The 13,389-nt window shown below is 47.8% G+C and carries 14 protein-coding genes; 12 read left to right on the top strand and 2 right to left on the bottom strand.

The genetic code is table 11. From position 1 onward, the window contains the following. Window positions 1–211: 211 nt before the first annotated feature. Window positions 212–1,378: a Na+/H+ antiporter NhaA gene (gene nhaA, locus QUD54_RS01590; protein WP_286337215.1), complete on the top strand. Its 1,167-nt coding sequence runs from the start codon at window positions 212–214 to the stop codon at window positions 1,376–1,378. Here the strand turns inward: nhaA and QUD54_RS01585 are convergent. Continuing rightward, window positions 1,371–1,676: a hypothetical protein gene (locus QUD54_RS01585; protein WP_286337214.1), complete on the bottom strand. Its 306-nt coding sequence runs from the start codon at window positions 1,674–1,676 to the stop codon at window positions 1,371–1,373. The genes nhaA and QUD54_RS01585 overlap by 8 nt on opposite strands. Further along, window positions 1,673–3,625: a M3 family metallopeptidase gene (locus tag QUD54_RS01580; RefSeq protein ID WP_286337213.1), complete on the bottom strand. Its 1,953-nt coding sequence runs from the start codon at window positions 3,623–3,625 to the stop codon at window positions 1,673–1,675. The genes QUD54_RS01585 and QUD54_RS01580 overlap by 4 nt, the downstream gene beginning before the upstream one ends. A gap of 92 nt (window positions 3,626–3,717) precedes the next feature. Between QUD54_RS01580 and rplI the strand changes: the two genes are divergently transcribed. The 11 genes from rplI (at window position 3,718) to QUD54_RS01525 (ending at window position 13,389) form a co-directional block, all read left to right on the top strand. Further along, complete coding sequence (rplI, locus tag QUD54_RS01575) at window positions 3,718–4,161, top strand: 50S ribosomal protein L9 (protein ID WP_286337212.1); 444 nt, start codon at window positions 3,718–3,720, stop codon at window positions 4,159–4,161. A 3-nt stretch (window positions 4,162–4,164) separates the two neighbouring features. Further along, entirely contained in the window at window positions 4,165–4,701 is a 537-nt protein-coding gene (hslV, locus tag QUD54_RS01570; protein ID WP_286337211.1) for an ATP-dependent protease subunit HslV, read from the top strand. A gap of 5 nt (window positions 4,702–4,706) precedes the next feature. Further along, a complete protein-coding gene (gene hslU, locus QUD54_RS01565) occupies window positions 4,707–6,035 on the top strand; it encodes an HslU--HslV peptidase ATPase subunit (RefSeq protein WP_286337210.1) in 1,329 nt (442 codons plus the stop codon). After that, entirely contained in the window at window positions 6,013–6,921 is a 909-nt protein-coding gene (gene era / locus QUD54_RS01560) for a GTPase Era (RefSeq protein WP_286337209.1), read from the top strand. Before hslU ends, era begins: the two co-directional genes overlap by 23 nt. A 120-nt stretch (window positions 6,922–7,041) precedes the next feature. Beyond that, entirely contained in the window at window positions 7,042–8,586 is a 1,545-nt protein-coding gene (locus QUD54_RS01555; RefSeq protein ID WP_286337208.1) for a hypothetical protein, read from the top strand. Then, complete coding sequence (pilO, locus tag QUD54_RS01550) at window positions 8,583–9,227, top strand: type 4a pilus biogenesis protein PilO (RefSeq protein ID WP_286337207.1); 645 nt, start codon at window positions 8,583–8,585, stop codon at window positions 9,225–9,227. Before QUD54_RS01555 ends, pilO begins: the two co-directional genes overlap by 4 nt. Continuing rightward, complete coding sequence (locus QUD54_RS01545) at window positions 9,227–9,631, top strand: hypothetical protein (protein WP_286337206.1); 405 nt, start codon at window positions 9,227–9,229, stop codon at window positions 9,629–9,631. The genes pilO and QUD54_RS01545 overlap by 1 nt, the downstream gene beginning before the upstream one ends. A gap of 9 nt (window positions 9,632–9,640) precedes the next feature. Next, a complete protein-coding gene (gene mshL / locus QUD54_RS01540; RefSeq protein ID WP_286337205.1) occupies window positions 9,641–11,197 on the top strand; it encodes a pilus (MSHA type) biogenesis protein MshL in 1,557 nt (518 codons plus the stop codon). Continuing rightward, window positions 11,194–12,000, top strand: a complete 807-nt coding sequence (locus QUD54_RS01535) for an ATP-binding protein (RefSeq protein ID WP_286337204.1) — start codon at window positions 11,194–11,196, stop codon at window positions 11,998–12,000. Before mshL ends, QUD54_RS01535 begins: the two co-directional genes overlap by 4 nt. Beyond that, window positions 11,993–12,844 carry a CDC27 family protein gene (locus QUD54_RS01530; protein ID WP_286337203.1) on the top strand — a complete coding sequence of 284 codons (852 nt, stop codon included), beginning with the start codon at window positions 11,993–11,995 and terminating at the stop codon, window positions 12,842–12,844. Before QUD54_RS01535 ends, QUD54_RS01530 begins: the two co-directional genes overlap by 8 nt. Further along, window positions 12,841–13,389, top strand: coding sequence for a hypothetical protein (locus tag QUD54_RS01525; RefSeq protein WP_286337202.1), 549 nt, complete (start codon window positions 12,841–12,843; stop codon window positions 13,387–13,389). The genes QUD54_RS01530 and QUD54_RS01525 overlap by 4 nt, the downstream gene beginning before the upstream one ends.

Raw genomic sequence — 13,389 nt, 5'->3', positions numbered from 1 at the left:
CGGCCCTGAGCGGACCGCATCCAATTTCCGGGGTGGTCGATGAATCTGTCTGATATGCTTTGGGAAATTTTCTCCGTTTTTTTCGTCGTCGCCGTCGTCGTATTCATTTCGCTTCTTTACCAAAAAAGTCTTCAAAACCGTGATGAAGGATGAACGAGTGTCGAATCTGTGCTAAACTTTTCGAAAAGATTGTGAAAAGGTTCGGTGCAGAATGAAAGATACCCTCTTCAATTTTTTCAAAAAAGAGTCTTCGACCGGTATTTTGCTGATGTTGGCGACCTTGATCGCAATGACGGCAGCCAACTCTCCACTCAAATCTTATTATGAACTTTTCACGGAGATTCCGGTTGTCATCAGCTTTGGGGAATTGACGATCGCAAAACCGCTTCTTCTATGGATCAACGACGGCTTGATGGCACTCTTCTTTTTCATGGTGGGGCTCGAAATAAAGCGTGAAATGTTCGAAGGCGAGCTTGGCAAGCCGGGTAAAATCGCACTTCCGGCTTTTGCGGCCGTTGGCGGAATGGCAGCGCCTGCGCTCATCTACGCCCTCTTCAACTGGTCCGATCCGGCCGCGATGAAAGGGTGGGCAATCCCCGCTGCGACAGATATCGCATTTGCGTTGGGGATTCTCTCTCTTTTGGGGAAACGCGTTCCTGTAGGGCTCAAACTCTTTCTTTTGACCCTTGCCATTATCGACGATCTCGGTGCGATCGTCATTATCGCTTTTTTTTATACATCACAACTCTCGATGCTCGCCCTTGGGATTGCGGCGGCGATGCTTGCACTTCTTTTTTCGATGAATCGTTACGGTGTCGTCAACAATACCATGTATATTCTCGTCGGAATCGTCCTTTGGACCGCCCTGCTCAAATCGGGAGTGCATGCCACCCTCGCCGGTGTCATGCTTGGACTCTTCATTCCGATCAGAAACAACAAAGCGAGTTTTTATCATTTGGAACATTCGCTTTACAGGCCGGTCAACCATATCATCTTGCCTCTTTTCGCGTTTGTCAATACAGGCATCGATTTTTCCGGCGTGAAGGTGAGCGATTTTACCGACTCCATCACGCTGGGAATCGCATTTGGGCTCTTTTTCGGAAAGCAGATCGGAATCTTCCTTTTCAGTTACCTTGCGGTGGCTTTGAAACTCGGTTCCCTGCCGGAAGGGGTCGCATGGCGCCACATCTATGGTGCGGCGATGCTTGGAGGTATCGGCTTTACGATGAGTCTTTTCATCGGTTCGCTGGCGTTCGAGTGTAGCGGAGAAGGATGCCTGCAACAAGTGGATGAACGGATGGGCATTCTGATCGGCTCCCTTTTCTCAGGTTTGGCTGGGTACCTGTTCTTCCGCTTCGTTTCGAGGCATTCTAACTGAGAGCATCTTCGGCACGTTCGATCAGATCGGAGATACTGAACTTGATGACGGCATCGTCGAGTCCTATAAATTTCGGTATCACTTCGAGCAGAAAGTGAAAGATGAAGAGCATCGGTGCGAATGCCACCAACTCACGCATAAAACCTCTGATACGATAACGTTTTCTGAGCCACGCCACCGCTTCGGGCCGGCCGTGCAGAAGCAGAAGGCCCTGAATGGCGAAGACGAACCCCCAGCAGATATAGGTTAGAATCGAACCGATCACCAGAACGTAGCCCCAAAATTCCAAATCACTCATCGTGCATCGACCAGATCGTAGAGTTTCATCAGCGCTTTGGGGTCGGGGCCGCGCCCCAGCCATTCACGGTAGAGTTCCTGCATCGGTTCGCTGGCACCGCGCTCGAGAATGTAGTGTTTATAACCGTCCATCCTGTCGGTTCTGATCCTGCCGCTATCGAAGCAGGCGAAGAAGGCGTCGGCACTCAGAACTTCCGCCCATTTGTAGCTGTAGTAGCCCGCTGCGTATCCGCCGGCGAAGATATGGGCGAATCCCCACTGGAAACGGTTGTAGCTCGGCGGTTTGATGAGCGCCAGACGCGCTCTGAGTGTGTCGAGCAGTGCCTGGATTTCATCTCCTTGATAGAGCTTTTGGTGAAGCATGAAATCGAAGAGTGCAAATTCGATCTGGCGCAGTATCCCCATGGCGGCCAGGAAATTTTTGCTCTGTTTGATTTTCCGCATCAATGTCTCCGGCATCGGCCTGCCGGTTTCGTGATGCCGTGCAAACCGCTCAAGTACGCTGCGTTCGTATGCGAAGTTCTCGAGAAACTGAGAGGGAAACTCCACTGCGTCCCACTCCACACCGTGGATACCGCTGACGAAACGCTCTTTGACTTTGCTGAAAAGATGGTGGATGGCATGTCCCATTTCATGAAAAAGTGTCACCACGTCGTCGTGCCGAAGCAGTGAGGGTGTTGCCTGTGTCGATGGCTGAAAGTTACAGACCACAAAAGCCGATGCGGGATGTTCTGCTCCCTTTTCATCCTCGTGATGCGTTTGCCAGTCATTCATCCATGCCCCGCCGCGCTTGTTCTTTCTCGCCTCCAGATCGAAGTAGATGCGGGCGAATGTTTCACCCCTCTCCTGCAGGTCGAAAACTTTGACTTTTTCGTTCCAGACGGGTACATCCACGGGTTCGAAAGAGATGCCGAAGAGTTCGCTCACGAAGTCCAGAAGGCCCTGAAGTACCCTGCCCTGCTCGAAATATGGGCGTGTCATCTCGTCGTCGAAATCGAGATCGCGTTTTTTCAGTTTTTCGCTGTAGTAGGCGACATCGTAGCTCTCGAGCTCTTCGATGCCATCCTCTTTTGCGAGTGCCTGAAGTTTTTCGACCTCTTTTTCGGCATGCGGCAATGCCGCATCGGCCAATTCGTTCAAAAAGCCGATAACGGCCTCATCCTTCGGCGCCATTTTGGTGGCCAGCGAGAGTTCGCTGAAGTGGTCGAAACCGAGGATTTTCGCTTTTTCGTCCCGCAACCGGAGGATTTCGTCGATGATGGCCTGGTTCTTTGGTGCACGCGTTACGTAGGCTCTGTAGAGCTCTTCACGTAGGCTACGGTTGGGGCCGTAGGTCATGTAGGCCATGTAGCTGGGAATCTGCAGGGTGAACTTCCAAACCGTTTTGCCCTCTTTTTCGGTTTTGGCCAGCTCCAAATCGCTTTCGGGCACTCCTTCGACATCTTTTGGATCCTCGATGATCAGCTCGTAGGCATTGGTGGCATCGAGCAGGTTTTGCGAAAAGTGGTTGTTGAGCTCGCTCAGTCTAAGATCGATCGTTTCAAGACGCTTCTTCTTTTTCTCGGGCAGATCCACGCCGGAGAGTCTGAAGTCGCGAAGCTCCTGGCGAACCACTTCCTGCTGGGCACGATCTTCGCCCGTTATCTGGGAGAAGGCTTCGAAAAGTTCCCGGTTTTGGGAGAGTTTTGTGTGATAGTGCGAAAGCAGCGGAAGCGAAGCTTCGTATGCCTGTTGTGTTCTTTTCGAATTTTCGACGCTGTTGAGGTGCGCAAGCGGCGTAAAGAAAAGATCGACTTTTTCGAACGTCTCCATATAGGGGCGTACGAACGAGCGGTAATCTCTCTTTTTTTCCTGAAGCAGTGATTTTATCGACGATTCGTTCTCTTCGAGCAGCGCTTTGAGTGCGTCGGGAAATTTGTCGAAATCAGGCGAAGTAAAGGGTACAAACATCTTACAGTCCATTCACGGTTTTTTTGGAATTATAGCCCAATTTACGCTATTTTCGATATAATCACCATAAATTGAACGAAGGAGAATATTTTATGAAAGTTTTACTTATCAAAGATGTCAAAGGGCTCGGAAAAGCGGGTGAAATCAAAGAGGTGAAAGACGGTTACGGCAAAAATTTTCTGGTCGCCAAGGGGTTCGCCAAAGTCGCGACCGACGATGTGGTCGCCGAGTGGCAGGCAGATCAGAAACGCAAAGCTGAAGAGGAAGCGGCCGAGATCGCACGCCTCGAAGCATTGAAGAAAAAGCTCGAAAACATCACACTCGTCATTGCGAAAAAGCTTGGCGCCAACGGATCGCTCTTCGGTGCCATCACGAACCACGATGTGGCCGACGCCCTCAAGGCAGAAGGTATCGAAATCGACAAGAAGCTCATTCATCTCGATGGCGCCATCAAAGCGACAGGCGTCTATGAAGCGGACGTCAAACTGGGCCACGGCATCCATGCGAAGCTGAAGTTCGAAGTGGTCGGAGAGTAACGGATGTTCGAAGCGACTACCATACTGGCTTACAAATCGGACGACTATGCCGTTATCGGTGGTGACGGACAGGTGACGTTCGGCAACGCCGTGCTCAAAGGCAATGCCACGAAAATCCGAACGCTCCACAACGGACAGGTACTGGCGGGCTTCGCCGGAAGCACGGCTGACGCCTTCAACCTTTTCGATATGTTCGAAGGGTTTCTGCAAAGCCGCAAGGGGGATCTGCTCAAAGCGGTTATCGAATTCTCCAAAGCGTGGAGGAAAGACAAGGTTTTAAGACGATTGGAAGCGATGATGATCGTTCTCAACAACGAGCATATTTTCATCCTCAGCGGCAACGGTGACGTCGTGGAGCCCGAAGACGGAAAAATCGCCGCCATCGGAAGCGGGGGGAATTTCGCCATTTCCGCGGCGCGTGCGCTGGCCAAACATGCCGATATGGACCCCAAGAGACTGGTCGAAGAGAGCCTTCATATCGCCGCGGACCTCTGTATCTACACTAACCACAATATCAAAACACTGGAACTTAAAAAATGAGTCGAATGGAAAGTATGACACCCAAAGAGATCGTCGAATATCTCGACAATTACGTCATTGGTCAACACAATGCCAAAAAAACGATTGCCGTCGCACTGCGCAACCGCTTCAGGCGTATGCGGTTGCCACAGGAGATTCAGGATGAGATTATGCCGAAAAACATTCTGATGATCGGTTCGACCGGCGTGGGCAAAACGGAGATTGCACGCCGTCTCGCGAAGATGATGGGTTATCCCTTCGTCAAAGTGGAAGCGAGCAAATATACCGAAGTCGGCTTCGTCGGACGTGACGTGGAGTCGATGATTCGCGATCTGGTCGCGACTTCGGTGAGCCTCGTGACACAGGAACAAAAAGAGCTCAAAGCGGGTGAGATCGATGACTATGTCGAAAAGATGATAATCGAGAAACTGCTGCCGCCACTTCCCAAAGGGGCGACGGAAGCGAAGCAGCAGGAGTATGCGAAGAGTTTCGAACGTATGCGCGAGAAGCTGAAAAAAGGCGAGCTCGACAAGCTGAAGATCGAAGTGGAGATGCCGGCACCGAAGATCGAGATGGGTGACAGCAATCTTCCCCCGGAGATGAGCAAGGTACAAGAATCCCTGGCCAAAGTTTTCGGTTCGCTCGGCCGTGAGAACAAAAAAGAGGTTACGGTGAAAGAGGCGAGAAACATTTTGCGTCAGGCCGCGAGCGAACGTCTGCTCGATGACGAGCAGATCAAGCAAGAAGCCCTGCGTCGGGCACAAGAAGGCGGCATTATCTTTCTCGACGAGATCGACAAGATCGCCGTCTCAAGCCAAAACAGCGGCCGGCAGGACCCGAGCAAAGAGGGCGTACAGCGCGATCTCCTGCCGATCGTGGAGGGAAGCACCGTCAATACGAAGTATGGGCCGGTCGATACGGATCATATCCTTTTCATCGCCGCCGGTGCGTTTCACGTCAGCAAGCCAAGCGATTTGATCCCCGAACTTCAGGGACGTTTCCCCCTTCGCGTGGAATTGGACAGTCTGACTGAAGAGGCTCTCTACGAAATTCTGACGAAACCGAAAAATTCATTGATCAAACAGTACCAGGCGCTTCTGGGTGTCGAGGGGATGGAGCTTCTCTTTGAAGAGGATGCGCTTCGTGCCATTGCCAAGCTCAGTTTCCAGGCGAACGAACGTACCGAAGATATCGGAGCAAGGCGCTTGCATACCGTCATCGAGAAGGTACTTGAAGATATCAGTTACGATGCGGATGAGTACAGAGGTAAAACATTTACGATTACTGCCGATTATGTTCATGGTAAGCTCGATACGATCGTAGAGGATGAAGATGTCGCCCGATATATCCTCTAATTGCCCGACGAAAGCGGGTTTCGTAGCCGTTGTCGGTCGTCCGAATGCCGGAAAGAGTACGCTTCTCAACTGGCTTGTCGGCGAAAAACTCGCGATGGTGAGCAAGAAAGCCCAGGCGACAAGAAAGCGTATGAACATTATCGTGATGCATGAAAATGCGCAGATCATCTTCGTCGATACACCGGGAATCCATGAAAAAGAGCGTCTACTCAACCAGTTCATGCTCTCGGAAGCGATCAAGGCGATCGGTGACTGTGATCTCGTACTTTTTCTTGCACCTGCGAATGACAGGCTCGACCATTACAAAAAGTTTCTGGAACTCAATGCAGGCAGGCGTCCCCATATCGTCGTCCTCACGAAAATCGACGAGTTGAGTAACGAAGCACTGCTCTCGAAGATTGCGCAATACCAGGCGTTTCAGGATCGATTCGAGGCGTTGATTCCCGTTTCGGTAACGAAAGGGATCGGAAAGGATCAGCTGTTGGACGAGATCGTGAAAGATCTGCCCTGCTCTCCATGGTTGTACGATTCGGAGTTGATGACGACGACGAATATCCGGGAGATCTATAAAGAGATGATTCGGGAATCGATTTTCGACAATCTGAGTGACGAGATTCCATACGAAACCGACGTGATCATTGAAAAGATCGACGAGCGGCCCGGCCTTGATCGTGTCCAGGCGACGATCGTGGCCGAGAAAAAGAGTCAAAAGATGATTCTGGTCGGAAAAGGCGGATCGACGATCAAACGAATCGGAAGAGATGCCCGCCTGAAAATGGAACAGTTTTCAGGAAAGAAGATCTATCTCGAACTTTTTGTTTCGGTCAAAAGCGGCTGGTCGAAGAACAAAAAGATGCTTTCCGAGTTGGGCTACGATTTCGACTAAGTACCGTACGACGGCAATTTGAACCAGAACTTGTTAAATTTGAACTTATGTTTAAGTTTTACTAGGTTAGAATCGTCGTTGGTCGATTTACAAAATAAAAAGTAATAAGAGGCTTTGTTTATGTTTAAAGCATCAAGGGAAACATTGGAGAATGAAAACATAGGTTTTCAGAAAATAGTTTCGATCAATGCATACCAGAATGTCTACTATCAGTTTGTAAACAATGCATTGCAAAAGATTGACAAATTGCAGTATGACAAAAGAAATTTTGTCATATCGACACTCGATTCCAAAGACTTCATCTCGTCCATTATCGAAATCAGTGTGAATATTCCGCCTGAGGATCTTCAGGATGCGATCGAACTGAAAGCCTACGATGACCTCGGTCTCGACCAAGCCGTTGAATATATTATCCGATATATCGAGATCCCGGGCCAGAAAACCGAAAAGATGCGCTCTTTTCATGTCTTCGTCGCGGAACCCGAGGTTGTCCAGGATGTTTTCGACCCCATCAGGCAACAGGTTAAATATATCGATTATATCTATCCGAAACCCTATCTGATACAAAATATCTACGAACGGAACATCCTCGAATCTTACGGCGTTCACGGATATCTCTATTTTCAAAAAGAGGACGCTTTTCTCGCCCTTTTCAGGGATGGAGAGTATCTCTACTCGAAATCTCTGAAATATTCATTTGAAAACATTTACGAACGCTTCTGCGAACTGCACGGTGAACGAGTCGACGAGGAAGCATTCTACGATATGCTTCAGAACGAGGGGCTGAAAACTTCGAATTTCGACTATCAAGATCATTTGATGAAGCTTTTCAGCGAGATATTCCTCTATGTCAACGATATTCTCATCTATGCGAAACGGGCATTTGAAATCGAGAAGATCGACATGTTCTACACCGGTTCCGAAACGGGGCCGGTCCTGGGATTGAACGAATATGCACATACCTATCTGGGGATCGAATCGAGTGATTTCGATTTCGATTACGAGATGGAAAAGGGAGAGTGGTACGTCGACCAGTTCCATTACCTCGGTGTGCTCGAAGCGATCAAGGATATCGAGGGAGAAGAGAGTCCCAACTTCACACTCTTTTTCCGCCCTCCCCCATTTGTCGCACGAAGAAGCGGACAATTCATCATCACGACTGCCGCGACAGTCGTTTTGGCGCTTTCGCTTCCTGTCTACAACTACACCTACGACACCTATGTGAAAATAACCAATGACAAACTCAAAAAAGAGGAGAAACGCCTCAATACACTCGTAAGCTCCATCAAAAAAGAGATAGGAACATTGAAAAAACAGAAAAGCGAGATCCTCTCAAAAATCAAAGATGAAAATGACCTCTTCGAGACGAAGAAAAAGATTTTGGCCGCGATCTACGACAAGAAAGTAAACTATCCGATGAAAGCCAAAACCATTGTCAGTTTCGGCAACGATATGAGCAAATTCGATGTCAAGGTAACCAAGGTTTTCGATGAAGACAATACCTTTACCCTTTCTCTCTTTTCAAGAAGTGAAAAAAAGATTACACAATTCATCAAGTATTTGACCGACAAATATGAAAGAAAGATCCATACCGATATCGACAAGATCTACAAAGATGAGAAGAGCGGTATCTATCATGGTGACTTAAAGGTGACTGTATTATGAAAATATTGGAAGATCTGCTTGAAAAGCTGGACAATTACTTCGAAGAGAAAAAAGAGAGTGAATTTTATCTTATGGTCTTGGCGGTTGTTGCCGTCTTTGGTTTGATATCGTACTCCTATCTCATTCCGATTACCGAGAAACAGCTGAAGAAAGATTTGAAACAGCAGAAAAAGCTGGAGAAAAAAATCCGTGGCGAAAAGAGTTACCTCTCTTCGGTCACAGTCAACGGTGATCAGCGGTACCGAATCAAAAAACTTCAAAATGAGATTGCGAAACTGAAAATCCGTTACAGCGATCTCAAAGAGATCAACGAATACTCCGATTACCAGATCCAGACACTTTCGGAGCTGCTCTTCAACGAAAAAAACTGGGCGAAGTTTCTCGACTCGATTGCGTTGAAAGCCAAGAAAAACAATATCGATATCTCGCTTATCTCCAATAAATTCGTGAACAACGAAGACAGTTTCGGACATGTGCTCGAAATCGGTGTCGATTGTGAAGGCAACTATAGAAACATGATCAGGTTTATGAACGAGATTGAAGAAAGTGAGCTGGTTGTCGATATTTACAATATACAACTGGAAAGTGACGAAAATATAAAAGCAAACTTTAAGGTATCGGTATGGGGAATCAACTATTGATGAAAAGTGTGGGTATCGCCCTCTTCGCAGCGACAATACTTCATGCTGAAATAACGATCAACGATATCGACAAGCTTGTCAACGATATCAAGCAAGAACGTGTCGGACTCACCGATAAAGAGATTGTGAATGCGAAAGACCCGTTCATCTATCCGAATGGAAAATACGCGAAAGCACTGCATGGAAACCGTTCGAAGAAAAGACGTTACAGATTTGTCTTGACGGCAATCGTAAACAACCATGTGAAGATCAATCGAAGATGGTACTCTTTGAATTCCAAAGTCAATGGTTTTACCGTCAGCAAGGTAGGGAAAAATTATGTACTGCTTACTCGAAACGGCGAGCGTACGCGTGTCTTTCTGAAGCGGCAGAAAAGCAAAAAAATAAAATTATTAGTGAAGTAAGGATCGGGAATGAAATGTATGAAAAAAATAAAACTATCACTTCTTGCAGCGGTTGTCACTGCTTCGTTTGGCCTGACATCCAGCCTGCAGGCAGCGTGTGAAGACAACCTTTTCAATATCAAAGCGAATCAGGGAACCCGCATATCCGAACTTATCGACCAACTCGCGGAGCAGTGCGATCTGACGCTTATCGTCAAAGACAAAGAGGCGGCAAAACGGCTACGCACACGCTTAAACCGCTTCTCGCTCAAAGATGTCACACTGCCGGAAGTGTTACAGGTCGCTCTGAATGAACACAATCTCAACTATTCACTCGATGGGAATATCCTCAAAATCTCCTATTTGCTGACGAAAACCTACCATGTCGACTATATCAGCACCGATCGCGAAAGCAGCAGCAAAACCCGTGTCATGCTCGCCAGCGGTGTCGCCAATCAGCAGCAGACGACAACGAGCGGAAGCGGTACGGTTTCAACAAGCAACATGAGTTCGGGGGAGTCGGAAAGCGGAATCGATGTCACCTCCAACGACAAATTTGTCTTTTGGGCAAAATTGCAAGAGCAGATCCGCGATATTCTCAACCGCCCTGAAGATGAATACAAAGCGGGAGACCCGGTCATCGACAAAGAGTCCGGGCTCGTGACGATCACGGGAACCAAAAAGCAGCTCGACCGTGTCGAAGGATATCTCGACAACCTTATAGAACGGCTTCACAAACAGGTCCTCATCGATGTGAAGATGTATGCCGTCGTACTGAGTAAGGGCAAAGAGACCGGTATCGACTGGCGACAACTTTACAATCTTCAGAATTTCACGATAAGCGGTGAACGCCTTCAAGCCAATGAAAACGTTGGAGAAATAACGTTTCCGGGAGCGGGCGACACCCCCTATATCAGTAAATTCGTACCTGGTAAAATCGCTACTTTCACCGATATCGTCATGAATGCACAGATCGGTACCATCATTAAATTTCTGCAATCACAGGGTGATGTGCACTCCGTTTCCAATCCGAAAGTCCTGACACTCAACAACCAGGCAGCGATGATCACTGTTGGAAAACAGTATTTCTACAAAATCAAGAACAGTACGACAACGAGCAATACAGGAGGCAGTACCGTCGCTCAAAACGAAATCATCGATTCCGTTTTTGCCGGTATTCTTCTCGATATCACGCCCGAAATCGCTGCGGACGGTACGATAACGTTGAAGATCAACCCTTCCGTAAGCGATACGATCAATCCTGTCACCAACGAGAACGAAAACCGAACGATGCCGCCTGACCTCGAGCGCCGTCAAATGGCTTCTGTCGTTACCGTCAAAGACGGCTCCCATGTCATTCTGGGCGGTTTGATTACCGATCGCGTCAACAATTCGACACATAAAGTCCCGCTGCTTGGGGATATACCGATTCTTGGATACGCATTCAAGTATGACGAGTTGACGGACGAGAAGATCGAACTGGTTATCATCGTCACTCCGCATCTGGTAAAAGCGAAAAACTCCATGACGTTAAAAGACCTCGGGTACGACCGTCTTTCAGATAGCAACATGACCCGTATGCGATGAGCAAATACAGAGAACTCCAGAAGATTTTCATCGACAGGATCGAGGTGAGTCAATACATCGGCCTCGACACGTCGATACTCTTTTACAACAAGCTTCAGGAAAGTATCGCCAAGCCTCTTAAAATGATCCTCCTTTATGGCAAACCGGGCACCGGCAAGAGTGTTTTGATCAACAAGATATACCATGATGCGAAATCGGATCAGAACGTCCATCTTATCGCAACGCCGATCCAGAACGAGGATGAATTCATCCGTACCCTCTACAGTTTCCTGGTTCCCAACCAGACGGTTCCGGAAAATCTCACCTACAACCGATTTATCGATATATGCAATGCGATGAGAGATCAGCGGCATATCACGGTTCTTTTGGACGAAGCGCAGCTCTATTCCCCTTCCATGCTGGAAAAAATCCGGCTCATCTCCGACACCAGAACGATCAAATTCGTCGTTTCGCTCCACAAAACGGAAAAAGAAGATCTCATCGCCAAAGAGCATTTTCAATCACGTATCTGGGAGACGATCGAACTTAAAAACGGTACGATTCACGATACCGGTATGTATATTCAGAAAAAATTGGTTCAGCAGAACTATTTTGAAATAGCGAATATGTTCAATAAAAGCAATGTAAAATTGATTCACCGTTTCACCGGCGGTAACTATAGGGAGATCAACAAACTGATGTTCACTCTCTTCGAGATCTATGATTATTACGAGAGCAACAAGCCTTCCAAAATCTCAGGTAGGCATATCAAGAAAAAATTCATCGAGATGGGTGCATTGAAGTTGGGGTATATTCATGCTTGAGATCGAAAAGCTCGAAAAAGAGTGGCGCGTCTACAAAATCAAACGCTTGAGGCCCTGGGCGATTCTCGGGTTGGCAGCCGCGATATCGTACGGCCTGTTTTTGGCATGGCCTGCGGTTTCAGGCATGGAAGGCATGAAAAAGAGTTCGACGGCCTCTCGTGATACGAGGGGCGGAAAGTCGTTGGAACGGCCGCTTGTCGACAAAAAAGAGGTTCTCCGGAAGCCTCCCGCTTCAACGCTTCCTGTAACAACACAACTTCCTTCCGTGGCTGAGCGCTCCACTGCAAGCGCTCAAAGAGAAGAACGAAAAGAGAAAAGAGCTGTTCTGCTCAATCCGGATACGGCATTTTTGTCTTCCTTCTCACGTGATGCGGATTGGGATGAACCAAAAAAGCGCCGTTACGCAAGGCCTGTGAAAGAAGAGACGATCCACCCCTCCTCCAATCTCGAAAAACGGGAGCCGAAAACGGTTGTAAAGCTGCAGAACACGGCACCGATATCGGGAACTTCCATAGCCAAATCGTCACTCTCTATTCAGACGAAGACCTCCAACAATACACTGGACTATCTGATCAAGCGTTTCAATGTAAAAAGAGATCCAAAACTGGCCACCTATATCGCACAAAGCTTCTACAAGAAGAAAAATTACAATGAAGCGGTCAAATGGAGTATCATGGCCAACTCGCTGGAGCCTTCGAACGAAGAGAGCTGGCTGTTGTATGCGAGGGCGAAAGTGAAGTTGGGCAAAAAAGAGGATGCGATCAATGCACTTCGTATCTACCTGAATCAATACTCTTCCCGGAAAGTGAAGTCCTACCTGCATTCACTGGAGCACAGCTTATGAAAAAATTGCTGATTCTTTCCATTTTTGCAATCGTTTCGCTCCAGGGAGCCGATCTTGAAAGACTTTACGGCTTCTATGCCCAGAAACAGTACAAAAAAGCGTGTCAACTGGGTCTTCGAATGTTCGGAAAGCATAAAAAGAATTCGAAGTTTTTGATGCTTTATGGTTTTTCCTGTCTCAAGGCGGACTATATCGACAGGCTCGCCGTACCGCTGACCGGTTTGCGTGCGACGAAAACGGAGCGTGCGAACGCGAGTTATTTCGCGACGATTCTTCTTCAGAAGAAACTCCTTTATCATGCACTGCTCGACCATGTCGATATATCCGATCTGAAGCTTCCGAAAACCGATTATATCCTTTCGAAAGTTTTCGATCTTTATGTGAAAAAAGCATACAGAAAAATCGACGACAAATATTATCTGACACCCGAACAGGAGTCGGGAATGCTGTACGTTCTCTATGTGGAATCGAACGGCAAAGTACATAAAATGGTTGTAGAAGAGAGGCTGGACGGCAATATTATCAAAATTCACAGGTATTGGTGA

The sequence above is a fragment of the Hydrogenimonas cancrithermarum genome, assembly GCF_030296055.1.
Taxonomy (GTDB): Bacteria; Campylobacterota; Campylobacteria; order Campylobacterales; family Hydrogenimonadaceae; genus Hydrogenimonas; species Hydrogenimonas cancrithermarum.
The sequence above is the reverse complement of the archived record's forward strand: the minus strand, read 5'-3'. Positions and strand labels throughout refer to the sequence as shown.